Source organism: Winogradskyella ludwigii, from assembly GCF_013403985.1.
GTDB classification, from domain to species: domain Bacteria; phylum Bacteroidota; class Bacteroidia; order Flavobacteriales; family Flavobacteriaceae; genus Winogradskyella; species Winogradskyella ludwigii.
The window spans coordinates 235,071-259,827 of record NZ_JABFDF010000003.1 but is presented as its reverse complement, the minus strand read 5'-3'; the positions used below and the strand labels follow the sequence as shown (position 1 = coordinate 259,827).

The following is a 24,757-nucleotide window of genomic DNA, read 5'->3' as shown; positions in this document are numbered from 1 at the left end:
CAGACTAAGAATTAACCTCCTAAAGCTTGGCGCATTGCTTTTGCCTTAATTAAACATTCTTCATATTCCTTAAGCGGATCGCTCTTTGCTGTAATTGCGCCACCTACAGAATAGGAAACATATTTTTTAGAGGCATTATAGAGAATGCTTCTTATAATCACATTAAAATCGAAATCACCATGTGGTGTAAAATAGCCAACTGAACCAGAATATAATCCACGTTTGGTTTCTTCGAGATTTTCGATAATTTTTAGAGCCGAGAGTTTTGGAACACCTGTCATACTTCCCATAGGGAACGTTGTTTTTATAATATCTACTGGATTGGTTTCTGATTTTACTTCAGATTGTATGGTAGAAATCATTTGATGGACTTGCAAAAACGAATGGACTTTGCACAATTCTTTTACTTCTACACTTCCTTTTGTAGCTGTGTGTGATAAATCATTACGCACCAAATCTACAATCATAATATTCTCACTTCGTTCTTTTTGGTCTTTTGATAAGTCTTCCGCGAGTTTTAGGTCTTCAGCTTGATTTATAGATCGTTTTGCTGTGCCTTTTATAGGTTGAGAAATTACAGTTGTTCCCTTCTTTTTAATATAACGTTCTGGTGACGCAGACATCATATATTTATCTTCAAACTTTAAAAAACTCGCAAATGGCGATTTAGAAATTTCATTGAGTTGTTTAAACGTTTCAATCGGATTTATTTCACTGTCTTCCGCATAAAACTCTTGACAAAAATTAGCTTCATAAATATCTCCTCTTTGAATATGAGCTATCATTTTATTAACTTTCTCAAAGTAGTCGTCTTTATGAATTCTTAGTTTTATTTTTATTGGATTATCGTTATGGGATTTCTCGCTTTCACTCGAAATGCTATTTGTTATAACTTCTAAATCATCCTCAATCTCATCATCAACCATTTTTAGATACTTGATTTCAACCTGATTATCTTTAAACAAAAAGAGCTTTTTAGGTTGAAAGAAATACAAATCAGGAAAATCTAAACCATCAAAATTTTTAGATTTTAAACGTTCTGTAGTATTTTTTAAATCGTAGGTTAAATAACCAAAAATCCAGTCTTTAGTTAGCGATTGGTATTCTTTTAGACGCTCAAAAGCATCAAAATAATCAGTTCGAATTGTTGTAAAAGCATCAACAGCCAACACAGCATCGTAATTGCTATACTGATCCTTATGGTTATTAGAATCTAACCAAACGACATCATCAAATTGCTGACTCCACAGCAGTACGTTTTGCTTAAATTTGTCAATGTTTTTTGGAAAATGAATTTGTGTTGCTCTCAATAGAAAAATAATTGGTGCAATTTACCTAAATTATAATTTGATAGAAAACAAATTCACTACCGAAGCTATTTCATTAAAAGTATAAGAATTGTATATTTCAGAAAAAATAAATTCAAATGCATAGTTTAAAAAACGACCTATTACAAATTAATATAAAATCTAAAGGAGCTGAGTTATGCAACATTACCTCAGTAAAAAATACCACAGAATTTATGTGGCAAGCTAATCCTGAAATTTGGGGAGGACATGCACCAAACTTATTTCCTATTATTGGCTGTATGAAAGATGACCACTACATCTACAATAATAAGGTATACCAAATGCCAAAGCACGGTTTTGTGAGACGCAGTGATGGTTTCAAAATTAAAAGCCAGACTGATTCTTGTATAACGTTTACTATAGCTTCAAATGACGAATTATATGAGTTTTATCCGTTTCTATTCGAATTAGATATCACTTACACGCTTTCAAAAAACACGTTAACTATTAAACATACTATGACCAATAAAGATGACAAAGCCCTTTATTTTTCATTAGGAGGTCATCCTGCTTTTAATTGTCCGCTTTCAGAAGATGAAAATTATACTGATTATTATTTAGAATTTGAAAAGCCTGAAAAAAGCCAGTCTTATTTATTAAATATGGCAAATGGTTTATTAACTAACAAAACGAAACCAGCATTTGCTGAAGGTAATAAAATTCATTTAAGACCCGATTTATTTAATGAAGATGCTTTAATTTTTAAAGATTTAGAGTCGCGAATTGTAACTTTAAAACATAAAACAAAAGGAAACGTCTTAACCGTAAATTTCAAAGATTTTAAACAATTAGGTATTTGGGCAAAACCAAACGCACCTTATGTTTGTATTGAGCCTTGGCTTGGTATTGCAGACAATGAAACTACAGATCAAAAGATTGAAACAAAAGAAGGCATTCTTAAATTAGATGCTAAAGGAACTTTTAATGCGAGTTATAGTATTGAAATTGAACAAAGCCATTTAGTTTAATTATCGCAGTGATTAAAACGCATCTTTTTTTACTTAAAAAAATATAATCAACCCTATTTATGAATTACCAAATCTTCAAAGCAAACATTATATTTCACCTACTTTTTACCTTTCTAATTTCAACTCAATTAACAACTGCACAAAATAATGATGAGTACTCGTTACTTTGGAAAATTGAAGGTAACAATTTAGAATCTCCATCTTACTTATTTGGAACCATGCATATAGATGATGCTAGAGTTTTTAACTTTAGTGATGCTGTAATGCCTGCGATAGAAAGCGTTGAGTATTTTGCTTTAGAAATTAATCCTGATTCTCTAATGCATGCTATTACAAATCTTAAATACGACATAACAGCAAACCAATATTTTAAAAACTTACTAGAACCCAATGATTATAAACGCTTATTAAAACGATTTAAAGACGTTAATAATGAGTCTCTAGAAGACTCTGAAATTATGAGTCCAGAAGCGATAATAAGCATGTTGATTCCTGACATTAATAAGGAAGACGACAAACCTACCTTTGTAGATTTACATCTTTTAGGTCACGCGAGAACCATGGGTAAAAAAATTGTAGGATTAGAAAATATAGATGACCAACTTAACTATTTTGATAAGCTTACAGATGAAAGAAAACGAAAAGAAATTTCAAGTAATCTAGATATTGATTTAGATAGTATCAATAGAACTAAGGAACAAATGACCACTATTTATGCAAGTGGTAGTTTAGATAAAATTGCTAAATTTATAGAAGACTTCGACGTTATTGATGATGTAATGATAGCACGTAACAAAGTTATGAGTAACAGTATCATAAACATCATGAAAAAAGGAAGTCTATTTGCAGGAGTTGGTGCAGCTCATTTAGTTGGCGAAGACAATGTTATTGCATTACTACAAAAAGAAGGTTATAGCGTTAGTGTTGCCAATGCAGAATTTACAGGGGTTGCAGACACTTATAAAATTGACAACTCAAAAGGACTTTGGCATAACTTTATAGATCAGGATTTGGGTTATTATCTTGAAATACCAAAAGCACCAAATTATGAGGAAGATTTTGACAAGTTTACCTTTTATGGTTATGGAGATATACAAACTACAACCACTTACCTATTTATGGCATTTGATTTAGGCTATACTATAGAGCAAACGCAAGCAGACACTTTTTTGGAAAACATGATTAGTAGTATATTACAAAGTCGTGATGCCGAAATTATTAGTAAACACAAAATGCCAGATACAGATAAAGATGCCTACACTGTGATTAGTAAATTACCAGGTGGTCTTAAAATGAAATCTAGATTTGTATTAAAAAATAGTCATTTCTATTATTTTTCTGCAGAAACACCTGCCAATCAAATTGAAGAAAATTATATCAGTAGGTTTTTAAATTCGATTACAATAGATGGTGTAGAAAAGAAAGCTTACATAAGCAACTGGCAAGAATTTAAAAGTGAACAAGGTGCTTTTTCAGTAGACATTCCTGTAGAAGCAAAAGATATATCTAGAGAATACCCAAATCCATTAGATCCAGAAGGAGAACCTTATTTTATGAATCTGTACATGGCAACAGATAACACTAATAAGAACAATTATTTAATTAGATATAATGATATGCCATCTGGTTATTATCTGCAAGATACAGAAGAAGCTTTTAAAGGAACTGAAACATCATTAACACAAACAGCTAAACTTATTTCTGAACCTAAAATCATTTATTTAGATGGCTTTGAAGGTCGCGAATATGAATTACTTCTAGCAGACAAATACCACTCTATTGCTAGAGTCTATTTTAGAGGTAATAGAACCTATTTGTTATTGGCTCAAAAACTTTCGGAGACCGAAAAAACAACAGTGAATAATTCATTTTTTGATAGCTTTACTTTGCTTCCTTATGCAGAACCAGAACTCAAAAGTTTTGAAGCTTCTAATAAAGATTTTAAAGCCGTGCTTTTTGATGACGTTACGGAATCAATAGACTCTACACGTCTAGTTGATTCTTATATTCTCGATTCTCATGATTTTTCTTCTAAGAACCCAACTACTGGAGGATTTTACCAATATGGCTATAGTAATTTAGAAAAATACTTTAAACTGATATCTTATAAAGAAATTTTAGAACTTTATAAGGAGAATTCTTTGGAGGCTAATGATAGTATTATTCACGAAAAATACTTTGTAAAAAATGGAGATTCTATAATACAGTTTTCTACTAAAAACAAATTAGATAAAAACACAAAGTCTCAAACGTTTAATAGAATTTGGCTCAACACTAATAGAATACAACTAGCTAAAGCTTTTGTTAACGATGAAGAAGTAAATTCTGGTATTACTGAGCAAATTTTTAATTCTATTAAGATGAAAGCTGTTCCATCTAAAACTACGCTTTCAGAATCTAAAGCTAAATATATTATTGAAGATTTAAAGTCTACTGATTCCATTATTTATAACAGAGCATTAGGTGCTTTTAATTATTATGAATTTAATGCTCAAGAATTACCCATCTTAAAAAAGGCTTTAAACTTTCCTTTCGCAGACGACAAAAGTGAGACTATAAAATCTAAGATCATTTATGAATTTACTTTAATTAATGACGAAGCGTCTTTAGAATTTCTTAAACTATATTATAACAAGCCTACAACATCAGACCTTTTAAAAACCGCTATTCTTGTTGCTATACCATCAATTGAATCAGAAAAATCATTAGCACTTTATAATGAATTACTTTTTTCTAATCCTCCTACAAAGGAAGAGGCTTATGATTATAATTTATTTCAACCCTTTAACGACTCTTTAAGTTATGCTTTAGAGAATTACGATAAGCTATTAACGCTTATGCCAAATCCTCAATATAGAAAAGACATCATTTACTTAGGTAAAAATATTTATGATTCAGAATTAGATACAGATAATATTGTAGAATTAAATTACAATAAGATTCTAGAATATCTCGCTACGGATTCTGAAGTGTATTTTAATCAAGCACTACCAGAAGACGGTATTGATAATTATGATTATACCTCTTACAATGTAATGGTTGCCTATTTACAAAGTATGAATACCATAAAGTCTAATGATAGTGTTAGCAATGCTATCACCTCTAAACTTATAAATGGTAAGGATGACAAATGGCTGAGACTATTGGCTATTACTGCAAGAGTTTTTAATAACCAAACGATTTCTGAATCGGTATTAAATACTTATTTAGAAGATAAATATTTTAGGTTTGAAATCATGGAAGCGCTATTTAAAATAAACAAATCAAAAGAAATAAACAAGAAATACCTTAAAGAGAAAGAATTCGCAAAACTATCTTTTTACAATTATGTAGGTGAAGATGGTGGTTATCCTGATGAGGTTATTATTTTGAAAAAAATTAAGAAAAACGATGCTGAATTTTATGCGGTGAAATTTCAATATAATGATGACGATGCAAATGAAACAGAATCATATATAGGTGTTGTTGGTCCCATTGAAAAAATATCTCAAAATTCTAAGCTTAAAATGTACGAGTCGCACACATATTGGGATGACTATAATGATGAATGGGAAACTAAAATAGAATCCCTAATTACAGATTTATAAGAGTTCTAGCATAGTTATTTATTAACAACTATCTTTGCAGCTTAAATATACAACGTGACTTTTCAAGATCTTAATTTAAATACACCTTTACATAACGCCTTAGACGATTTAGGCTTTACAACTCCAACTCCAATACAAGCAGAATCATTTAGTGTGGTTGCCTCTGGAAAAGATGTGGTAGGTATAGCACAAACAGGAACAGGTAAGACATTAGCTTACATGTTACCTATTTTAAGAAACCTTAAATATTCGCAACAAGAAAACCCAAGAGTACTTATTTTAGTACCTACTAGAGAACTTGTTGTACAAGTAGTTAGCGAGATTGAAAAATTCTCTAAATACATTAACAACCGTGTGTTAGGTGTCTATGGTGGTACTAATATTAATACACAAAAGCAAGCCGTTGCTCAAGGACAAGATATCATTGTTGCCACTCCTGGTCGTTTATATGATTTGGCTGTAAGTCGTGTTTTACAACTTAAATCAATTCAAAAATTAGTGATTGATGAGGTAGATGTAATGTTAGATTTAGGGTTTAGACATCAATTACTAAACATCTTTGATATCTTACCAGAACGTCGTCAAAACATCATGTACTCGGCTACAATGACAAAAGATGTTGATGATTTAATTACTGACTTTTTTAAGAACCCAAAAAAAATAGCCATTGCTGTTTCTGGTACTCCATTAGAAAATATTAAGCAAGAGCGTTTCGATGTGCCAAACTTTTATACTAAAGTAAATCTTTTAGAACATTTACTTAGAAATGAAGACGAGTTTTCAAAAGTCTTAATTTTTGTTGCTTACAAACGTATGGCAGATCGTTTGTTTGACCAATTAGAAGAATTATTTCCAAATGAATCTTGTGTTATTCACTCTAACAAAACACAAAATTATAGATTACGAAGTATAGAGCAATTTAGAGAAGGTGAAAACCGCTTATTAGTGGCTACAGACGTCATGGCTCGTGGTTTAGATATCGAAGGTGTATCTCATGTTATTAATTTTGATACTCCAGATTATCCTGAAAACTACATGCACAGAATTGGTAGAACTGGTCGTGCAGAAAAGGAAGGTCATACCATTTTATTTTCTACAGAAACTGAAAAAGAAGGTTTAGAACGTATTGAAGAATTAATGCAAATGAAAATTGAAACGCTTTCTATTCCTGAAAGTGTAGAAATTTCTACTGAATTAATCGAAGAAGAACGTCCACAAATTAGAGAACGAAACAATCCTATAAAACGTAGAGATGAAGACGCTCCTGGACCTGCTTTTCATGAAAAATCTGAAAAGAATTCTAAAGAAAATTTAGGTGGTTCTTACAAATTTAAAATTGCAGCAAAATATAAAAAGCCGAAAACTAGAGGTGATAAAAATTATAATAAACGTAATAAGAAATAAGCGCTTCTACTCTAGTTTTAATACGCATAGTTTCAATTAAGTATTGACCTAAAAAATAATTTTAGTAAAAAGACCTGTTAGATTTTTAAAATCTGACAGGTCTTTTTTAATTCTATTAAACTGAATTTTCTATTGTCCACCAGCAGCTTTCAATGAATCTAACTGACGTTGTAAAGCATTAATCTTATCTGAATTATCTTCTACTTTAGGGACAGCCATCATAGAATCTATTTCACGTTCTACAATATCTTCATCTTTTGGTTTTTCATTATAGAAGTAACCAATCCCTTCACTAGCTCTCCAAGCTTCATTAAGTTGATTATAAACTTCCTCGTCCCAAGTACTTGGATGCTTAACATCTATCCAAATAACATCTCTATATTCACTATCAATTAAAACTAAGTCTGGCGTTGCAGAACCGTCAAATTGTTGTGAATCTGAAGAACTGATAGAAGATATTGTACCTAAGAAAAACATACGCTTTCTACCTGCAATATTTTTTATATAAGGTCTAAACTCAACAGGTGTACTCGCACTCCAATCATATTCTTTTCGCGATTCTTTTACTTTTAAAGGCATGGCAGAAACACCTGCATAACCTTGTTTTTTAGACGCATGATCGTAATAGTATAATTTATCCGTTCCGTCTGCTGGAATAAAAACACTATAGCTTAAACTGGTACGTTCATTTCCTACAGGTTCTAAGCCAAACCAATGATACAAGCCATTATAAGCATTTGTATTTGAACCCGAAAAATTAAAATCCGTCACATAAGGTTGTTGATTTTGATCTTTTGGCATCAACGGAATTTTTACAGCTGTTTCCATATTCCAAGGTAATGGATCACTAAAACCACCTAAGAATTTTAACGATTCTGCTTCTAGCTGCGATACTTTTTCTGATAACGTATTTTGCTTTGTTAAAAACGGATAATTTTTAATCTCATCTGGACTTACATAAGTACCTTTCCCTATCGTAATACGTTCCATATAATCATTAAAATCATGCTCACCGTTTTCAATGATCATGACTCCTCCAAAACTAGGATAAGGAAAAAAGAAGCCTTTCCATTTTATTAAACTTACTACTTGAACCCATTGTCCAGAATCATTCTTCATGTAAAATGTATCACTAGGTTCATGATTAAATAGCATCCAAGGGTTAAAACGTTGCACAACGGCATTGTAAGTGTTTCTACTAAATTTTAAAGATTCACCAATGGAAAATGTGACATCGATTCTGTTTTCATTAGAAAAACGAGGAAATGGCGTTGTACTACTTACAGCAAATAACTCTTCTGTATTATCACTCATTTGTTGCATCACGTACTTTTCACTGGGCTGAATAGCCATCGTCCATTTATTATCTGTACCAATTCTTACTAAATGCGGCAAGGAAACATCTTTGGTTTCTCCAACACTTTCGTTAGCCATAGAAAATACATTTCTTAATGGTTGAATACGTTCATTTTGTGTTAAGGGTAATTCGTTTATTTCAACTTTATTCAGACTATTAAAAACATTATAGGTTTTCATATAATCGTACATTTTATAATGCCAACCAACGGTGTATAGAATTCCGAAGAAAATAATAAGCAATGCCAAAATACCTAAGCGACTGCCAACACTTGACGACTTTCTGAATTTACGTAAACCTAAGAATAAGATTAGTATACTCGTTAATAGTATAAAAATGTACTTACGTATAAATAATAAAACAGGCTGATAATCGTCTCTAAAAAAGAATAACAACACTAATATTAGCAATACCAAGGCTATTGTAATCCCTTTTTGCTTTCCTCCTTTGTTCCAATAATTTTTTATCATAGTATTTATTCCTGAGAAAGCAGGAATCTCCAAATTTTATTAATATTCATTTTTGTAAAAGTAAATATGAGATTCCTGCTTCCGCAGGAATTTGTTACATAAGACCCTTATCTTTCAATCGGTCACGTGCACTTTGTTTTTCTACTTCAGGTTCTGTTTTTATTTCTTTTTTAGCTTCTTCAACAACTTTTGGTTCTCTTGTTCTTAAATCTTCAATAAAATCTTTTCCTTTTTCTACAACATCATCAAACTTATCTTCTAAAGAATCACTTTGTTCTTCAATAACTTCTGAAGATTTAATTACAAAACTAGCAATGTAAGTTCCTATAAGTGTTCCTACTGCAAAAGACGCAAATGCTGAAACTCCATTGTAACTACTAAACACAGCAATAGGTGTTAAAAATTCAATTACTAAAGCCGCAACCAAAACCAAACTAACCACAAAAATAATCCGTGGTAAAAGTGATCGTTGGTAAACAAATCCTTTTGGATTATCAGGACTCATTTGCAGCTCTTTGCTGTTTACTATTTTATTTAAAAACCGATATGCTCCGTTTCCATTGGATTCTCTCCAATACAGAAATATACCAAATAAAATGGCTGCGATAAATATGACTAGTTCTATTCCCATGGTTTAAAAATTTTATAGTTAAAAGTATGAAACACGACATTTAGCGATCGTAAATTCATGTTTACTTACAACTTTAATTATTGTTTTATTTTATTCTATTTCAGAATGCTATAATTCCGCACAACGTATGGAATCACAGCCTTTATAAAATTAGTCTAAAAAACTTAGATATTGTTACGGATTCTTTCAATTACCCAATCCTTAAAAGAATCTTCCCAAGTCTCGTAATTCTTGTAAAACTGTTCTTTATCGTACCAATACAAAAATAATACATCTTTGGGTGCTATGTTAATGAGTAATTTATGTATTAAATCGCGATGCGCAGAGGACAACGATGAGTGTGGCTGATGCAACGCAAAATAGAAAGATTGATCTAAAATATCTTCAATTTTATAGGCATTACTTCGTTCTAATTTTTCGAGATATATCTCAACTCCCATCACTTGTTTTCTAGCCTTAATATCTATTTTATTTAAGTAACTTTTAAAAAGTACATTATCTGATAATATATCATTAATAGGATGTTCTGTATCTTTTAAAAACTGTGCTAATTCAAACTTTTTTACTCTTTCGTAATTTGATGTTTTAACTATTTGCTCTAAATCACATTCTATAATAATATGATCTTTTAATTTATCTATTAATTCGGGCTGAGCGATATGATAAATTAATATATCGTGAATGGTATCTTTTATGGCTTCTTTATAAGCTTCTTTATCTTCAAAAACGATGATTGGTTTTATAAAATCACGAAGTAAATACACACCTTTAAAAGCTCTTGTGTAAAATGAACTGGTTGAATAGTTTAAAGCATGTAATCCTAAATCTCTTTCACGCAAATCGCCATACGTCTTAGCCGATTCTAGTAATTGTGCCTGAATGCCTTCGTCTATAAAATTATTGTCTCTTCTAAATTTATCGACGAGTTTTAATTGTTTTTTTTGAATTTGCTCAAGATTATCTATAAGTCTGAACGTAATATTAATTGTATCGTATTTTAGAATATCTAAAGGTTCGTAAAACACATCTATATTCTGATCGAAATCTATACAAATGGCAGAATCTCTTGTAATATCATTGATTTTCTGTCCATGCGTTCTAAACACATGTTGCATCATGTCTTTATCGAAAGAATGAAAAGGCAAATACACAGGTTTTCCTTTTTGTAATGGTGAAATAATGATACCATGCGGATTAGCATCTCCATGATTTAAGTAATGCATGTTGCTTTTCTCTTCTGCAACCTCAGGACTCCAACCTACTCCATCGATATAAAATGAGGTGAGTTTTGTCTCCTTAAAGCCTAAAGTTTTTAAGCATTTGTTGTAACGCTCTACTAGTTTCCCACTTATTGGAATGAGCTCGCTTCTGTATAGGTTTGCTTGTTTTAGTTTTTGCATCTTGTTGCCGCGAAAGCGGTAATCTCATTATTTGTAATTAAATCTCTCAAAAAATCATTAATAGTTTTTAAAACTATTTCTCATCAAACACCATTTGTTTTATTTGATTTTCTTTTTTTGTTTCATCAAATTTCTGCCTACGCAGGAATTAGTAAATTATTAATCTGAGCATATTGCAATAACATAATTGTTTTTGCATCAATAATCTCCTCTGTTTTTATCATTTCTATAGCCTTAGAAAATGGTAGTTCTAAAACTTCAATTTCTTCGTTTTCACTTTCTAATCCTCCTCCATCATTAACTTGCATTGTATCACTATATTCTGCTACAAATAAATACATTTTTTCAGTTAAAGCTCCTGGTGATGTATAAGCCGATAATACTTGCTTAGCATTATTAATTTTGTAACCCACTTCTTCTTCTGTTTCTCTAATTATAGTTTCTAAAGCACCATCATTATTATCAATTGCTCCTGCACAAACCTCAATAGACATGCCTTCTTGTGGATTTTGTTCATAAATTGGCATTCTAAACTGTTTAGTTAAAATCACAGAACCTTTCTTGGGGTTATACAATAAAATTGCTGCTCCATTTCCACGATTATAACATTCTCTAGACACTGATTTCCACTCATCATTTTTGAATTGATAATCGTAATCGATTCTATCTAATTTTGCCCATTCTTTTGAGAGGGTTGTTTTTTTTATGTTTTTTAGGTTGTTCATTTTTTTTGCCACTAAGCAGTAATCTTAATTATTATAAAATTGAATTAAGCTTTAAATCTTCTTAATTATGAGATTCCTGGTCACGCCTTCCTCGCTCTGTCGGAATGACAAAAACGTAATACTTTTTCATTTAATCTCTATTTCCAAACAACTCTCGAGCCTTACTATCAATATTCATTTGATTTACTCTAGAATCTACTTTACGTTTAAAATCTGTATCTGCAATGGTTGCTACGTTGTCTAAATATCTAATTACTTCTTGTCGTCTAATATCTGAAAAATTTAAACCTTTCATATTAGACTTCATTAATTCTTGAAGCATGTTGAATTTAGTTTCGTAATCCTTTTTAAAATACGTTTCAGGGTTTTCGAACCAATCTTGTTCTAAATCAAAATCCGTAAGTCGTAATGAAATTGCAGACTGAATGTTTCTAACATCTCTTGAAGAGAAAAATGGAAATATTTTCTGAATCTCTTTATATAGTGCAGCATAAAACATGTGATCGTTATTTTGATGTAATTTTTCAATTTTATCAAACGTATCATGCACTCTTGCTTCCGACGGATTTTCAATAGCATTAAGAATTTCTCCCATACTATTGGCTAAACCTTGATCTGATAAATATTTATAAACCTCAGGATCATTCATATTTACAAAATCAGGCATTGTGTCTTGCAACTTCTTCCACCAAATGTAATCTTGATCAACAAAATCGTGTTCCGTGCGTGCACCATCAATTTTAAATCTACCTTGTACTCTAGAAATTACAGCCTTATCTAACATTTCTGGTAAGTTGGTAAATAACCCAATAGAACTGTTACCATAATTTACAGCATAAGCACCTTCTGTATATCTTAAAAACACACCAATCACTTCTTTTACACCTGCAGAAACACCTTGCGATGTTCGTTCTTGTAAATTATTTTCGGCATCATCAATTGGTGCAAAAATTAATTTTGTAGGATCTTGCAAAGGCTTCATCCATTCTACCATTTTTTCGGCAGAACCACCTTGAAACGTACTAATCAACGTATCTGGCATTGGGTGAAATAAAAATGGAATATCAAGATTGTCTGAATGTTCTTTTAAACGAGTTGCAATAGCAGCAATTAACATACTCTTTCCTGTACCAGGAATTCCGTAACCCATAAAAACAGGCATAAATCCACCTAATTCTTGAAATGGATTCTTCTTTGCGTCTATATCATAACTCAGCAAACGTTCCGTTAAACGACGTCCAAAATGCTTAGCATCTTTGTTACCTACAATTTGCTCAAACTGAATTTTATTAAACTCAATACTCTTTGCACTTCCTGAAAAAGAATTCTCCCAACCTGAAACTGCAAACTCTGAATTTTCTAATTTGTACGTTCTATCTACAATAGATTCAGTGTATTCTAAGTTGCTTTTTCTAAGTTGAATTTCGTCAATTAAGGCTTCAAAATAAACCACTGTAAAATCAATAACATCTTTATCTGATTTTACAATTTCAGGATGCCCTAAATACTTATCGTAATAAAACAACTGACAAGAAATTCCTTTCAAAGGTGTTAATAAAGAGACTTCCGGAATGCCTGCAAATTTTTGCTTCATCACTGATAAATCATCTGAAGCATGTGGTTTTAAATCGTGTAAAATTTTATAAGCTGCAGAAAACAACATAAAAGCTGTTGATGTATGCATTTTACTTTCGTATTCACGTTTCCCAGAACTATCTAATGCCGATTTATTTTCACTCAACGTAGATAAACCTGAAGCATCATAATAGGAATCTTTAATCCAGATACCTAAAGTTAACGCTTCTTGAACCGCATATAAGGTCTGATTTAAATAAATAGGAAGTGCAACCGATTCTGGTAACAAACGTTTCTTTAAAGCCAAAATGGTTTTAGATACCGAAGTGACATTAACGTTACTTCCATTGTTTGCTCTAGACAGATATAATAGAATTGATTCGTCTTTAGCGTCAGCATCTTTATTTTTTGCACGCTGACTTTGTTCCCATTGAATGGATTTAAGGTACGTTGTTGCTTCATCACGAAGCATATCTAATTCGTTTTGTTTTATAGGGAAAGTTGAGTTGTGTTCCATGCTATTTTATAATTAAAAATTATATATCAATCTTACTAAAGTTTGAAACTTTGACTAAAAATCAAAAGCGTCAAAATCATCTTTGTAGATTGTTTTTACTTTTTGCCTAAGACTATCATTATAGAATGTATCTTTCTTAGGGAAACTCCCATTAGTTTTTTGATATGCAATTAAATCTGTATTTGAAATATCGAATACATCTACTAAATCTTTAATGTTTTCTTTATTTTCATAATTATTAGATTGCCTGCGCTTTGCGAGATTAATACTAGACTCAAATCCTAATTTTTGACTAAGTTCTGGTAATCTAACAGACATATTTTCTAAATGAATGACTTCATCTAATTTAACATCTTTTAAAATATAGGTTTGTCCTCTCCAATGCGAATTGACTTTCTCTAAATCATGATTCAATAAATAATCTACAAATTGAGAAAACGTTATTTGATAGTTTCCTTTAGGATCCTTTGAATTAACTTCTTTAAGTACTTTACGTACCCAAGATTTCTTCAGGTCTTTTCCACAAAACTTATCTACATAACCACTAACCAAACGATCATAAGGATTTCTTACAACCGCTATTTTATAAAATGAAGCATCATTAATATGCTTTTTAATTTTACCTTTTGTTCTTGATCTGTAAATTTTTATAAACTTTCTTAAAAATGAATTTAAGTTTTTTAACTTATCTAAGTCATGATCTAAAAAACTATACTTGTACCATTTAAGCCCAAATACAAATCCATAATTTGTAAACATTTGGGAAGAGTTGGAAAATGTATTTTCTAAATTTAAAGAATCTAAAAACCAACTTTTTAATGTGGTACCTCCGCATTTTGCATTCGTAAAAAGAATAAATTTTTTATTGATATTAATTAAAGGAAATGGTTTTTTTAAAGTTCCCAAAGGCAAATTATTTATTTTAGTTTATTATTTCTTAATTTCTAGTTCTGACACCTGAATTGGACTTAGAGCCAACTTATTCATAATTTCTGGTGTTTTATTATATAACATTTGAATAATACGATGTGGTGCAAAAATGTAACGTTCTCTATAAACTGCATCCCAACGTTGAAACGTTTGTTTACTAAAAAAACTACCTTCTTTAAATTCGCTACTCGATTTTAATTCATCTACCTTAAGAGATATTGCATACGATTCTAAAGGCACTTCCTTATGAGCTATACTTTGTAAAATAGCATGTGTTACTTTGTTTTCATCTTTAGCAAATACATTATGAATTGGTCCTAAATCTGCACGTCTTATTCGTTTTGGAAAGACTTTTGGTAAACGCTTGTCTATGGCATAAGCCATAGTATCTAAATTCATGTCGCGATCTGCTACGTTTTTTAGAACGGAATAAATTTCGTCTTTATAACCTTGTACATCTTTACCATCGTAATTAAAATACATATAGCAAATGTATGGTCTATTGTGAGAGACATCATAGAAACTCCAACTCACTAAATACTCCTCTTCTGCACCTTCTGGTGCTGGTATAATTTTACCTTGAACAAATCGGTTGAAAATAAATTCTTTCTTCGCAGATGTATAATAAACAATTGAGGCTGCTTGAAAAAGTTTACGTTTAGAAATTGGCTCTTTTTTTCGCATTAACGTGTCTAGAAACTCATCCTTTAATTCTTCCGTGCTGGTTAGTTTTCCTAAATATTCTTTGCGTAATTCTAAATCGTTAAAAAGATATCTAAATTCTAAATAATTTGGAAAACTAGAATCGGTTAAATCCACCTTCATGTTTTCCTCATCATCATACATGTATTTTACACGCATGGCTTCAATAGAATACAATAACAAATCACTGTATTGCTTAAAGAGAAGTACTTCTTGTTGGCTTAAAATGTGTTTTTGTTGAACAGCAACTATTAATTCTTTCAATGTAAAATCTATCATTTTGTGATAAAAAACATATTGATCTTTGGAATCTAAAATTGCGGAATCTAAAGGTGTTACAATCATCTAAGTAGGCAGTTGGCAGTATTTAATTTGTTATAGATACATTCATTTAAAGATTATATTTTTCTTCACATACATGAATCTCAGAAACGATTTTTTCACCGTTATACCCATAACTGAATTCTGTCTTGGTATGACACTCTTTATGATCATTAGTATTTCTAATTATTATAAATGTTATAATTGAAAATAGTATTGATAGTGTTGAAAAAACAGTCATTCTTTTCATAATTAAACTTTGAGTAAATGCGTTAAGGATTGAACGGTTTGTTTGAGCTCCTCGCAGAGAGCGAGTAGTGAAAGCCTGACCTACTTTTGCTAATAAAAGCAAAAGTAGGAAACGCCATCATTTAATTATCCTAACATATCATCTTCAGTAGATGCTGGTTTTGGCTCACTAGCAGGTTTTTCTGCTGTATCACCTGAAGGTGCGTTTGCATCTGCTGCGTAGTAATCTTCAAAAATTTCTTTCATATCGATGCCGTAACGTTCTGCAAAATTCTTTTGAATAGACTTATCTTTTTCACGAATTTCACTTAAAGCCTCTGCATAACTTCCGTAAACACCTTGCATTACTTTTTCGTGCACTGGAATATTATCCATCATTTCTTGACGTGCACGAGCACTTGCCGTATGCATCGATGCTAAAGTTGCTCCAATGTGCTCATCCGTTTTAACACCTAAATGTTCTAAGATAGCAGCAAATTCTTGATCTGTACGTGCTTTTAAAGCCACAACATAACCATCGTAATACTTAAGACGCTCGTCTGTATCAGACTTTAATTTAGCTCGATGCGTTTGTAAATTACTACGTAAAGAGGTTAATACTTTAATTGTTAAATTATGCTTATGCACAAAACTATCTTTTGAAGCGGCTAACGTTGTGTAAGCATTTTTAAGACCTTCTAACTCTTCTACTTTTTGCTCTAAAGTGGTTACTTTACTTAAAGCATCAGAATAATCGGTGGATTGTTTATCGGATACTTCTTCTAAAGCCTGACGTGCTTGTTTTAATAAAGCATATTGCGTTTCTAGCTTATCCTCTACTTCTTTTTTCTTCTGAAGTGCTTTTGTATGATTATTAGAAGCATCTACAATAGCCGTTTTAAGACTTTCTTCTACTTCTTTAATTTCTACTTCTCTATCTTTTAAACGTTTGATCGCAGCCTGACTTTTAAATGATAATTCATTTAATAAAGTTTGTATGTCTGCCGTCTCAATACGTTGTTGAAACATCGCTTTTGCTTCATTATCTGCAGCATCACGTGTTTTCTGTGCATTTTTAAGTTCTGCTTCTGCATCACTAATTTTGCTTTTTCTTCCCCAAAGGTTATTCCACCATGTGTCTGGTTTATTATTAGCATCTTCAAGTTCTACTTTAGCGCGCTCTAAACGTTTAATTGCATCGTCTATCACTTTTTGCTCTGAAGCGTTTAATGCCGAAAAACCTTCGAACATAATTCCTACTTCATCTTGGTAGTCCGTTAAGTCTTTAATTGCATCTAATAAGGTAGAACGGTCCTTTTCTGCCATATCTACAACATTATCTAATGTTGCGTTAAGTATTTTCTGACGACTTTCGGGATCATCTTCTTGGGCAAGCTTAGACTTCATTTGGTCTATGGCTTTTCCCCAATTTACATCGACTTTCTCAGTTTTTTCGTTGGAATTTGTTTCTAATAAATCAAAATCATCAGACATATTGTATAGTGTTATTAAGTTGGACATTTATAGGTTAACAATTTCGGTAAATTTTTAGGACTACAAAAATTTTACTTACTAAAATATAAGTAGCTAAATAACTTAAATTGTTACACCGTTTTTGATTAAAACTTAACCTTATTAGATTATTCTTGAGAAAAGATGCTATGAATTTTGATATTTCATGGTTTTATTTCGATATTTTTTGAGTAAAATTAAAATCACAAAAAAGTCCATTTACACTGATAAATACAGCGTTTCATCGGATTTAGTAATCGGTTAGTCGGTAAAATTGACAAAAAAATATGATAATTATATTATTATTAAGCACTTAACGTAATCATTTTTTATATCTTAGCAGTATCGAACCCCATTCTAACGAAGTGAATTATGATTAACAATCTGTTTTCCCAAGCTTTGATTGTGACAACAACACAACTTACCATGATCTTAATTGCTGTAGCAGTTATTTTCACAATTTTTATTTTAATAGCAATTATTAAAATGTATAAACTTAAAGCAGAGAATAAAAAACTGATGCAAACTAACGCATTTACAGACTACGAAGAATCTGGTGAAGAACTTTCTAGTGGACACCTTTATGGCGATCATTAATAAATGATTATGAGTTTTATATTATTAATTCCGTTCTTCATTTTTCTTATAGCATTTATTATTTTTAGTAAACGTGATTTATACGCACATGAGCATGAGGCTTCTTTCAATGAAGAAATAGAGAATTTTAACGCAAACTTTAAAGCACTAGAAAACTTAGAAATAAAAAATAACTATCACATAAATAATAATCATATTTATAATAACGAATAAAAAAAGCCAGCAAATTGCTGGCTTTTTTTTATTTTAATACTATTAGTAAACTTATCTTACTAATTTTCTATACTTAATTCGTTTTGGCATTAAATCACCACCCAAACGTTTCTTCTTATTTTCTTCGTATTCACTAAAACCTCCTTCAAAGAAATAAACTTGAGAATCTCCCTCAAAAGCTAAAATATGTGTACATATTCTATCTAAGAACCATCTATCGTGACTAATTACAACAGCACAACCTGCGAAGTTTTCCAAACCTTCTTCTAGCGCTCTTAATGTATTAACATCCAAATCGTTAGTAGGCTCATCTAAAAGTAATACATTACCTTCTTCTTTAAGTGTCATTGCAAGGTGTAAGCGGTTACGCTCACCACCAGAAAGTAGTTTTACCTTTTTATTTTGCTCACCTCCAGAGAAATTAAATCGGCTTAAATAGGCTCTAGAATTCACTTCCTTTCCTCCCATCATTACCAATTCTTGCTCGTCACTAAAGTTTTGCCAAATGGTTTTTTCTGGATCTATATTAGAGTGTTTCTGATCTACGTATGCAATTTTTGCTGTCTCTCCGACTTTAAATTCACCTTTATCAGATTTCTCTTCTCCCATTATCATTCTGAATATGGTCGTTTTACCAGCACCGTTCGGCCCAATAACACCTACAATTCCTGCTTGTGGAAGATTAAAGTTTAAATCGTCATATAACAATTTATCATCATAACCTTTTGCAACACCAACGGCTTCTATGACATTGGTTCCTAAACGTGGACCATTAGGAATATAGATTTCCAGCTTCTCATCGAGTTGCTTTTGATCTTGACTCATTAACTTATCATAGTTCTTCAAACGTGCCTTTTGCTTGGTTTGACGACCTTTAGCTCCTTGACGTACCCAATCTAGCTCTCGCTCTAAAGTTTTTTGACGCTTTGATGCGACTTTACTTTCTTGAGCCATACGTGTAGACTTTTGATCTAACCAAGATGAGTAATTTCCTTTCCAAGGAATACCTTCACCTCTATCCAATTCTAAAATCCAACCTGCAACATTATCCAAGAAGTACCTATCGTGCGTTACAGCAATTACAGTTCCTTTGTATTGTGCTAAATGGTGCTCTAACCAATGTACAGATTCTGCATCTAAGTGGTTAGTTGGCTCATCTAATAATAAAACATCTGGTTCTTGTAATAACAAACGACATAAAGCAACACGACGACGCTCACCACCAGAAAGTACTCCTATTTTTTTATCGCCATCTGGAGTACGTAAAGCATCCATTGCTATTTCAAGTTTGGTATCTAATTCCCAGGCACCTGCAGCATCTATCTGATCTTGAAGTTCTGCCTGTCGATTCATTAGCTTTTCCATTTTATCGGCATCACTATAAACCTCTTCTAAACCAAACTGATCATTGATACTGTTATATTCATCTAATATCGCAACCGTTTCCGCAGCACCTTCTCTAACGATTTCCATAACCGTTTTGTCATCATCTAACTTTGGTTCTTGTTCTAAATAACCTACAGAATAACCTGGTTGAAATGTTACATCTCCTTGAAAATTAGTATCGACTCCTGCTATAATCTTTAATAATGTTGATTTACCAGAACCATTAAGACCTAAAATTCCAATCTTAGCTCCGTAAAAGAAACTTAAATATATATTTTTTAATACTGGAGTATTTGCTCCAGGAAAGGTCTTTGTTAGACCTGACATTGCGAAAATTACTTTTTTATCGTCACTCATAATTTTTTGTTGTTTGTTGAAAGATTAAGTATTAGTTTGATTTTCAATACGACTTACATTCGGCCTTTTAAAGCATTAAAAACCCATGCAATGCAATAGAATCCACCACCAACAGCAGCAAAACCCCAACCCGCAACATCATCGTATCTAAATGCTCCCAAGGCAATCAATCCACATCCTACAAATACCATTATCCATGTAGCCCAAGCTAATACTGTATTCTTATTCATTGCCATAGTCAATCTTAATTTTTAATAGTTAGTTAGAATACAAATATCGCATTTTTAATAAAAAAAGCATCACTATTTGTGATGCTTCTAAGATAAAATTGTTTCGAAAACTATAAATTAAGCATTGGAACTTCAATAAATAATAATTCGCTATTAGTTATAGACGTTATTTTGAAACTATTGACTTCTGAAATACCAATGGCATCTCTAGCTTCTAAAGTTGTTTCTTCAATTTCAGTAGCACCTATAATAGCCATCACATAAACTCCATGATTCTGACTTTTTAAATCGTATTTAAACGTTTCTCCTTTTAACAAATCTATTCGTGATAGTTTTGCGTCTTGGTGAATTTTCAAACTTTGATTATCCTTATCTTCAAATGACGTAACTAAAGTTTGAAGCTGTCCTTTTCGCCCTTCAGCATTAAACATTTTTTGATCGTAACGCGGTTTCACATTTCTTTTGTCAGGAATCACCCAAATTTGAAATAAACTTAAATGCTCATCAACAGATCCGTTAATTTCAGAATGCTGAACTCCTGTTCCTGCTGACATCACTTGTACTTCACCTGGAAGTACAGCTTGCCAATCGTCGGTCATATTATCACGATGCTTTAAAACACCTTGCAATGGAATAGTTATAATCTCCATATTATCATGAGGATGTGTGCCAAATCCCATTTTTGGTGCTATAATATCATCATTTAAGACTCTTAATGCTCCAAAATGTACACGTTCAGGATTGTTCCAACTGGCAAAACTAAAGGAATGATTGGCTTGTAACCACCCATGATCTGCAAATCCTCTACTGTCTGCTTTATGTATTACTTTCTTCATGATTATTTACCTTTATTTAATTCTACTAGCGCATTTTATCCAATAAATTGCTTAATTGTTCCGCTTCAGATTCACTTAAATTTTCAACTAATTCTTTATTCATATCACTCGGAATGGTGTTTAACAAATCCAATCCTTGTTTAGTGATTTCAATTTTAACCACACGTCTATCGTGTTCTGATGGTAAACGTTTAATTAAATCTTTAGCACATAGTTTATCCATTAATCGTGTGGCATTCGGCGAACGTTCTAACATTCTATCCTTAATAGTCTGCACTTTTAAAGGCTCGTTTGCTCCTCTTAAAATTCTTAAAATATTATATTGCTGCTGCGAAATCCCAAAACCTTTAAAAGATTCATTTTGGCTACTCGTAATCCAATTTGCGGTATAAATAATATTTAGAAGTGCTTTGATTTTGTGATTTTCGAATTTAGAATTTATGTCTTTAGATATGTCTCCCATGTTTAATAGTCTTAAAATTCTATTTACGCTTTGATGTCATCGTATTGATCTGTTTTACCAAATACTTTAGCTACATAAGGACAACTAGCAGTTGCTTTTAATTTGTTTTCTCTTGCATAACCTACAACAGCTTCAATTAATTTCTGACCAAGATTTTGACCTCTGTAATTAGGATTAACCTCTGTATGATTAATATCGATGAGAGCTTCATTAACATAAGTATACGCGATTTCACCAATCTCTTTGTTATTATCTAGAAGGTAAAATCTATTTCTATTATTTGATTCTTCGTGTTTTAATTCCATAATTATAGACTGTCTTTAAATAGTTTTACTTTATTTAATAATTCAGAATCTAATGTTTCGTTAGTAATTTTACCTTCAGAGAAATTATCGTAAAATGAAGGCAAAGAAAATTGTGCTACAATATTGGCATCATGCCTTGGAAAACGATCAGATGCCATTTCTAAAACAGATGCTCCACCTCTAACTCCAGGTGACGTTGCCATAAGTAGTAAGGGGTTATTTAAAAACGTTTTTTGCTCTACTCTCGAAGCCCAATCAAAGACATTCTTGAAAGCTGTTGTATAAGCTCCGTTATGCTCTGCCAAAGAAATTATAAAACCATCTGCACTTTTTAAGTGATTTACAAAATCTACAGCCTGCTTAGGAAACCCTAAAGCGGTTTCTCTATCAGAACTATAAATTGGCATTTCAAAATCGTTTAAATCTAATATAGTTACCGTTACACCATCTACTAATTGTGACGCATAAGTGGCTAATTGTTTATTTATGGAAGTACTACTATTACTTCCGCCAAATGCTATAATATGTTTCATATACGTATAAATTTAGTTGATCTTTTTATAAAAAATATAGGATATGATTAATGAAGTAAATGCTATTACGACTGCCATTTGCCCTCCATCTCCAATCATATAATGTGCAAAAAAGGCTAAAATAAAAGCAAAAAACAAACCTGAATACGCCCATTCCTTTAACGTTTTAAGACCTGGTGACCAAAGTACAATCAATGCTAATATTTTAGCAATAGCGTAAGGGTAAATTATATAAGCTGGGTACCCAAAACCCGTGAACATTTTCGCAACCATGTCGTGCTTAAAAAAATACATGTTTACAGAAAACAACAATATTAGCGTTAACAATCCTGTAGCTACATAATAGATTATTTTGTTTTTTTTCATTTTTAGTTTGATTTATTTCAAGCAAATGTAGCGCAAAACAATTTATTTACCAAGGAAAATAATTCCATGTTATATTATTTTGCAAAACATTCACTTTCCAAACATCATTTCGTTTCGTAAATTCGTGCAAAACAATTTTGCTCAATGGATATCAAATTCAACATAAACGAAGACCATAATAAACTTCTACTTTCCGATTTAAAAAAACGTTTAGTTAAAGTTAAATTAGGTGGTGGTGAAAAAAGTATTGAAAAACATAAATCTAAAGGTAAAATGACAGCACGTGAGCGTGTGGACTATCTTTTGGATCCTAAAGCTAAATCTATAGAGATAGGTGCTTTTGCAGGAGACGGTATGTACGAACAATATGGAGGTTGCCCATCTGGAGGTGTGGTTGTAAAAATGGGTTATGTAAAAGGAAAGCAGTGTATTGTTGTTGCTAATGATGCCACAGTGAAGGCTGGAGCGTGGTTTCCTATTACAGGAAAAAAGAATTTGCGTGCTCAAGAAATAGCGATAGAAAACCGTTTGCCAATTATCTATTTGGTAGATAGTGCTGGAGTTTTTCTACCAATGCAAGATGAAATTTTCCCAGACAAAGAACACTTTGGACGTATTTTTAGAAACAACGCTGTAATGAGCAGTATGGGAATTACCCAAATTGCGGCTATTATGGGAAGTTGTGTGGCTGGTGGAGCGTATTTACCTATTATGAGTGACGAAGCTATAATTGTAGATAAAACGGCTAGTATTTTCTTAGCTGGAAGTTACCTCGTAAAAGCTGCTATTGGAGAATCTATAGATAATGAAACTTTAGGTGGTGCAACAACACATTGCGAAATTTCTGGTGTTACAGATTACAAAGCTAAAGATGATAAAGATGCGTTAGACAAAATAAAATCTATAGTTGATAAGATTGGTGATTTTGATAAAGCCGGGTATAATAGAGCTGAATCTAAAAAACCAATAGAAAACCCTGAAGATATATTTGGTATTCTTCCAAAAAGTCGTGCTGACCAATACGATATGAAAGAGATCATAAAACGTTTGGTTGATAATTCTGAATTTGACGAATACAAAGAAGATTATGGTAAAACAATTATAACGGCTTATGCCAGAATTGAAGGCTGGGCTGTTGGAATTATAGCTAACCAAAGAAAACTAGTGAAAAACGCAAAAGGTGAAATGCAATTTGGTGGTGTTATTTATAATGACTCAGCAGATAAGGCTACTCGTTTTATTGCGAATTGCAATCAGAAGAAAATTCCTTTGGTTTTCTTACAAGATGTGACAGGTTTTATGGTTGGTAGTAAATCTGAACACTCAGGAATTATTAAAGATGGAGCAAAAATGGTGAATGCCGTTAGTAATTCTGTAGTACCAAAATTTACAATCATATTAGGAAATAGTTATGGAGCAGGAAATTATGCGATGTGCGGAAAAGCATATGATCCTAGATTAATTGCTGCTTGGCCAAGTGCCGAACTTGCAGTAATGAGCGGAAATTCTGCCGCCAAAGTTTTGGCACAGATTGAAACCGCTTCGCTTAAAAAGAAAGGAGAAACAATTACCAAAGAGAAAGAAGAAGAATTATTTAATAAGATTAAATCGCGTTACGATGACCAAGTCTCTCCTTATTATGCTGCTTCTCGCATTTGGACTGATGGTGTAATAAATCCTTTAGATACAAGAACTTGGATTTCTATGGGAATTGAAGCTGCTAACCACGCTCCTATTGAAAAACCTTTTAACATGGGAGTTTTGCAGGTTTAGTAATCAATATATTAAATAAAAC

General features: G+C 31.9%; 22 protein-coding genes. 6 read left to right on the top strand and 16 right to left on the bottom strand.

What is annotated here, in order from left to right:
• Positions 1–11: 11 nt before the first annotated feature.
• Positions 12–1,310: an anthranilate synthase component I family protein gene (locus HM981_RS09500; RefSeq protein WP_179338546.1), complete on the bottom strand. Its 1,299-nt coding sequence runs from the start codon at positions 1,308–1,310 to the stop codon at positions 12–14.
• Between the two features lie 116 nt (positions 1,311–1,426).
• Between HM981_RS09500 and HM981_RS09495 the strand changes: the two genes are divergently transcribed.
• Genes HM981_RS09495 through HM981_RS09485 form a run of 3 tightly spaced genes read left to right on the top strand, consistent with a single transcriptional unit; the run spans position 1,427 to position 7,308 of the window.
• Complete coding sequence (locus HM981_RS09495) at positions 1,427–2,317, top strand: aldose 1-epimerase family protein (protein ID WP_179338545.1); 891 nt, start codon at positions 1,427–1,429, stop codon at positions 2,315–2,317.
• A gap of 59 nt (positions 2,318–2,376) precedes the next feature.
• The gene (locus tag HM981_RS09490; protein ID WP_179338544.1) at positions 2,377–5,904 is read left to right on the top strand and encodes a TraB/GumN family protein; all 3,528 of its coding nucleotides are present in this window, start codon (positions 2,377–2,379) and stop codon (positions 5,902–5,904) included.
• Positions 5,905–5,958: 54 nt separating this feature from the next.
• Positions 5,959–7,308 carry a DEAD/DEAH box helicase gene (locus HM981_RS09485; protein ID WP_179338543.1) on the top strand — a complete coding sequence of 450 codons (1,350 nt, stop codon included), beginning with the start codon at positions 5,959–5,961 and terminating at the stop codon, positions 7,306–7,308.
• Between the two features lie 129 nt (positions 7,309–7,437).
• Here HM981_RS09485 and HM981_RS09480 read toward each other — a convergent pair whose 3' ends face one another.
• The 8 genes from HM981_RS09480 to HM981_RS09445 all read right to left on the bottom strand — a co-directional run bounded on the left by HM981_RS09480 (position 7,438) and on the right by HM981_RS09445 (position 17,658).
• On the bottom strand, positions 7,438–9,135 hold the full coding sequence (locus HM981_RS09480; RefSeq protein ID WP_179338542.1) for a hypothetical protein: 1,698 nt from the start codon (positions 9,133–9,135) through the stop codon (positions 7,438–7,440).
• Between the two features lie 94 nt (positions 9,136–9,229).
• On the bottom strand, positions 9,230–9,766 hold the full coding sequence (locus HM981_RS09475; protein WP_179338541.1) for a hypothetical protein: 537 nt from the start codon (positions 9,764–9,766) through the stop codon (positions 9,230–9,232).
• Positions 9,767–9,930: 164 nt separating this feature from the next.
• Positions 9,931–11,166, bottom strand: coding sequence for a DUF6638 family protein (locus HM981_RS09470; RefSeq protein ID WP_179338540.1), 1,236 nt, complete (start codon positions 11,164–11,166; stop codon positions 9,931–9,933).
• Positions 11,167–11,303: 137 nt separating this feature from the next.
• A complete protein-coding gene (locus tag HM981_RS09465; RefSeq protein WP_179338539.1) occupies positions 11,304–11,891 on the bottom strand; it encodes an NUDIX domain-containing protein in 588 nt (195 codons plus the stop codon).
• Between the two features lie 130 nt (positions 11,892–12,021).
• Positions 12,022–13,983, bottom strand: coding sequence for an AAA family ATPase (locus tag HM981_RS09460; RefSeq protein ID WP_179338538.1), 1,962 nt, complete (start codon positions 13,981–13,983; stop codon positions 12,022–12,024).
• A gap of 54 nt (positions 13,984–14,037) precedes the next feature.
• Positions 14,038–14,889: a sulfotransferase family 2 domain-containing protein gene (locus HM981_RS09455; protein ID WP_179338537.1), complete on the bottom strand. Its 852-nt coding sequence runs from the start codon at positions 14,887–14,889 to the stop codon at positions 14,038–14,040.
• A gap of 24 nt (positions 14,890–14,913) precedes the next feature.
• A complete protein-coding gene (locus tag HM981_RS09450) occupies positions 14,914–15,960 on the bottom strand; it encodes a hypothetical protein (RefSeq protein ID WP_179338536.1) in 1,047 nt (348 codons plus the stop codon).
• A 351-nt stretch (positions 15,961–16,311) separates the two neighbouring features.
• On the bottom strand, positions 16,312–17,658 hold the full coding sequence (locus tag HM981_RS09445) for a coiled-coil domain-containing protein (RefSeq protein ID WP_179338751.1): 1,347 nt from the start codon (positions 17,656–17,658) through the stop codon (positions 16,312–16,314).
• A gap of 423 nt (positions 17,659–18,081) precedes the next feature.
• Here HM981_RS09445 and HM981_RS09440 point away from each other — a divergent pair, with 423 nt between their 5' ends.
• Positions 18,082–18,273 carry a hypothetical protein gene (locus HM981_RS09440; RefSeq protein ID WP_179338535.1) on the top strand — a complete coding sequence of 64 codons (192 nt, stop codon included), beginning with the start codon at positions 18,082–18,084 and terminating at the stop codon, positions 18,271–18,273.
• A 9-nt stretch (positions 18,274–18,282) separates the two neighbouring features.
• Positions 18,283–18,486, top strand: a complete 204-nt coding sequence (locus HM981_RS09435; protein ID WP_179338534.1) for a hypothetical protein — start codon at positions 18,283–18,285, stop codon at positions 18,484–18,486.
• 51 nt (positions 18,487–18,537) lie between these two features.
• On the opposite strand, the gene ettA is transcribed toward HM981_RS09435, so the two are convergent.
• The 7 genes from ettA to HM981_RS09400 form a co-directional block, all read right to left on the bottom strand.
• Positions 18,538–20,229: an energy-dependent translational throttle protein EttA gene (gene ettA, locus HM981_RS09430; RefSeq protein WP_179338533.1), complete on the bottom strand. Its 1,692-nt coding sequence runs from the start codon at positions 20,227–20,229 to the stop codon at positions 18,538–18,540.
• Between the two features lie 53 nt (positions 20,230–20,282).
• Positions 20,283–20,465: a CAL67264 family membrane protein gene (locus tag HM981_RS09425; protein WP_173589417.1), complete on the bottom strand. Its 183-nt coding sequence runs from the start codon at positions 20,463–20,465 to the stop codon at positions 20,283–20,285.
• A gap of 104 nt (positions 20,466–20,569) precedes the next feature.
• Complete coding sequence (locus HM981_RS09420) at positions 20,570–21,295, bottom strand: pirin family protein (RefSeq protein ID WP_179338532.1); 726 nt, start codon at positions 21,293–21,295, stop codon at positions 20,570–20,572.
• 25 nt (positions 21,296–21,320) lie between these two features.
• Positions 21,321–21,758: a MarR family winged helix-turn-helix transcriptional regulator gene (locus tag HM981_RS09415; RefSeq protein WP_179338531.1), complete on the bottom strand. Its 438-nt coding sequence runs from the start codon at positions 21,756–21,758 to the stop codon at positions 21,321–21,323.
• A 23-nt stretch (positions 21,759–21,781) separates the two neighbouring features.
• Entirely contained in the window at positions 21,782–22,063 is a 282-nt protein-coding gene (locus HM981_RS09410; protein WP_179338530.1) for a GNAT family N-acetyltransferase, read from the bottom strand.
• Between the two features lie 2 nt (positions 22,064–22,065).
• On the bottom strand, positions 22,066–22,596 hold the full coding sequence (locus HM981_RS09405) for an NADPH-dependent FMN reductase (RefSeq protein ID WP_179338529.1): 531 nt from the start codon (positions 22,594–22,596) through the stop codon (positions 22,066–22,068).
• A 12-nt stretch (positions 22,597–22,608) separates the two neighbouring features.
• Positions 22,609–22,962: a DoxX family protein gene (locus HM981_RS09400; protein WP_179338528.1), complete on the bottom strand. Its 354-nt coding sequence runs from the start codon at positions 22,960–22,962 to the stop codon at positions 22,609–22,611.
• Positions 22,963–23,106: 144 nt separating this feature from the next.
• Here HM981_RS09400 and HM981_RS09395 point away from each other — a divergent pair, with 144 nt between their 5' ends.
• Positions 23,107–24,735: an acyl-CoA carboxylase subunit beta gene (locus tag HM981_RS09395; RefSeq protein ID WP_179338527.1), complete on the top strand. Its 1,629-nt coding sequence runs from the start codon at positions 23,107–23,109 to the stop codon at positions 24,733–24,735.
• Positions 24,736–24,757 lie beyond the last annotated feature (22 nt).

What these genes read in the sequence shown, in the direction of transcription:
- HM981_RS09395 (WP_179338527.1), top strand. Translation starts at nt 23,107, where the DNA reads ATGGATATCAAATTCAACATAAACGAAGACCATAATAAACTTCTACTT.
- HM981_RS09450 (WP_179338536.1), bottom strand. Translation starts at nt 15,960, where the DNA reads ATGATTGTAACACCTTTAGATTCCGCAATTTTAGATTCCAAAGATCAA.
- HM981_RS09435 (WP_179338534.1), top strand. Translation starts at nt 18,283, where the DNA reads ATGAGTTTTATATTATTAATTCCGTTCTTCATTTTTCTTATAGCATTT.
- HM981_RS09480 (WP_179338542.1), bottom strand. Translation starts at nt 9,135, where the DNA reads ATGATAAAAAATTATTGGAACAAAGGAGGAAAGCAAAAAGGGATTACA.
- HM981_RS09400 (WP_179338528.1), bottom strand. Translation starts at nt 22,962, where the DNA reads ATGAAAAAAAACAAAATAATCTATTATGTAGCTACAGGATTGTTAACG.
- HM981_RS09425 (WP_173589417.1), bottom strand. Translation starts at nt 20,465, where the DNA reads ATGGCAATGAATAAGAATACAGTATTAGCTTGGGCTACATGGATAATG.
- HM981_RS09465 (WP_179338539.1), bottom strand. Translation starts at nt 11,891, where the DNA reads ATGAACAACCTAAAAAACATAAAAAAAACAACCCTCTCAAAAGAATGG.
- ettA (WP_179338533.1), bottom strand. Translation starts at nt 20,229, where the DNA reads ATGAGTGACGATAAAAAAGTAATTTTCGCAATGTCAGGTCTAACAAAG.
- HM981_RS09405 (WP_179338529.1), bottom strand. Translation starts at nt 22,596, where the DNA reads ATGAAACATATTATAGCATTTGGCGGAAGTAATAGTAGTACTTCCATA.
- HM981_RS09410 (WP_179338530.1), bottom strand. Translation starts at nt 22,063, where the DNA reads ATGGAATTAAAACACGAAGAATCAAATAATAGAAATAGATTTTACCTT.
- HM981_RS09495 (WP_179338545.1), top strand. Translation starts at nt 1,427, where the DNA reads ATGCATAGTTTAAAAAACGACCTATTACAAATTAATATAAAATCTAAA.
- HM981_RS09420 (WP_179338532.1), bottom strand. Translation starts at nt 21,295, where the DNA reads ATGAAGAAAGTAATACATAAAGCAGACAGTAGAGGATTTGCAGATCAT.
- HM981_RS09460 (WP_179338538.1), bottom strand. Translation starts at nt 13,983, where the DNA reads ATGGAACACAACTCAACTTTCCCTATAAAACAAAACGAATTAGATATG.
- HM981_RS09490 (WP_179338544.1), top strand. Translation starts at nt 2,377, where the DNA reads ATGAATTACCAAATCTTCAAAGCAAACATTATATTTCACCTACTTTTT.
- HM981_RS09445 (WP_179338751.1), bottom strand. Translation starts at nt 17,658, where the DNA reads ATGTCTGATGATTTTGATTTATTAGAAACAAATTCCAACGAAAAAACT.
- HM981_RS09470 (WP_179338540.1), bottom strand. Translation starts at nt 11,166, where the DNA reads ATGCAAAAACTAAAACAAGCAAACCTATACAGAAGCGAGCTCATTCCA.
- HM981_RS09415 (WP_179338531.1), bottom strand. Translation starts at nt 21,758, where the DNA reads ATGGGAGACATATCTAAAGACATAAATTCTAAATTCGAAAATCACAAA.
- HM981_RS09475 (WP_179338541.1), bottom strand. Translation starts at nt 9,766, where the DNA reads ATGGGAATAGAACTAGTCATATTTATCGCAGCCATTTTATTTGGTATA.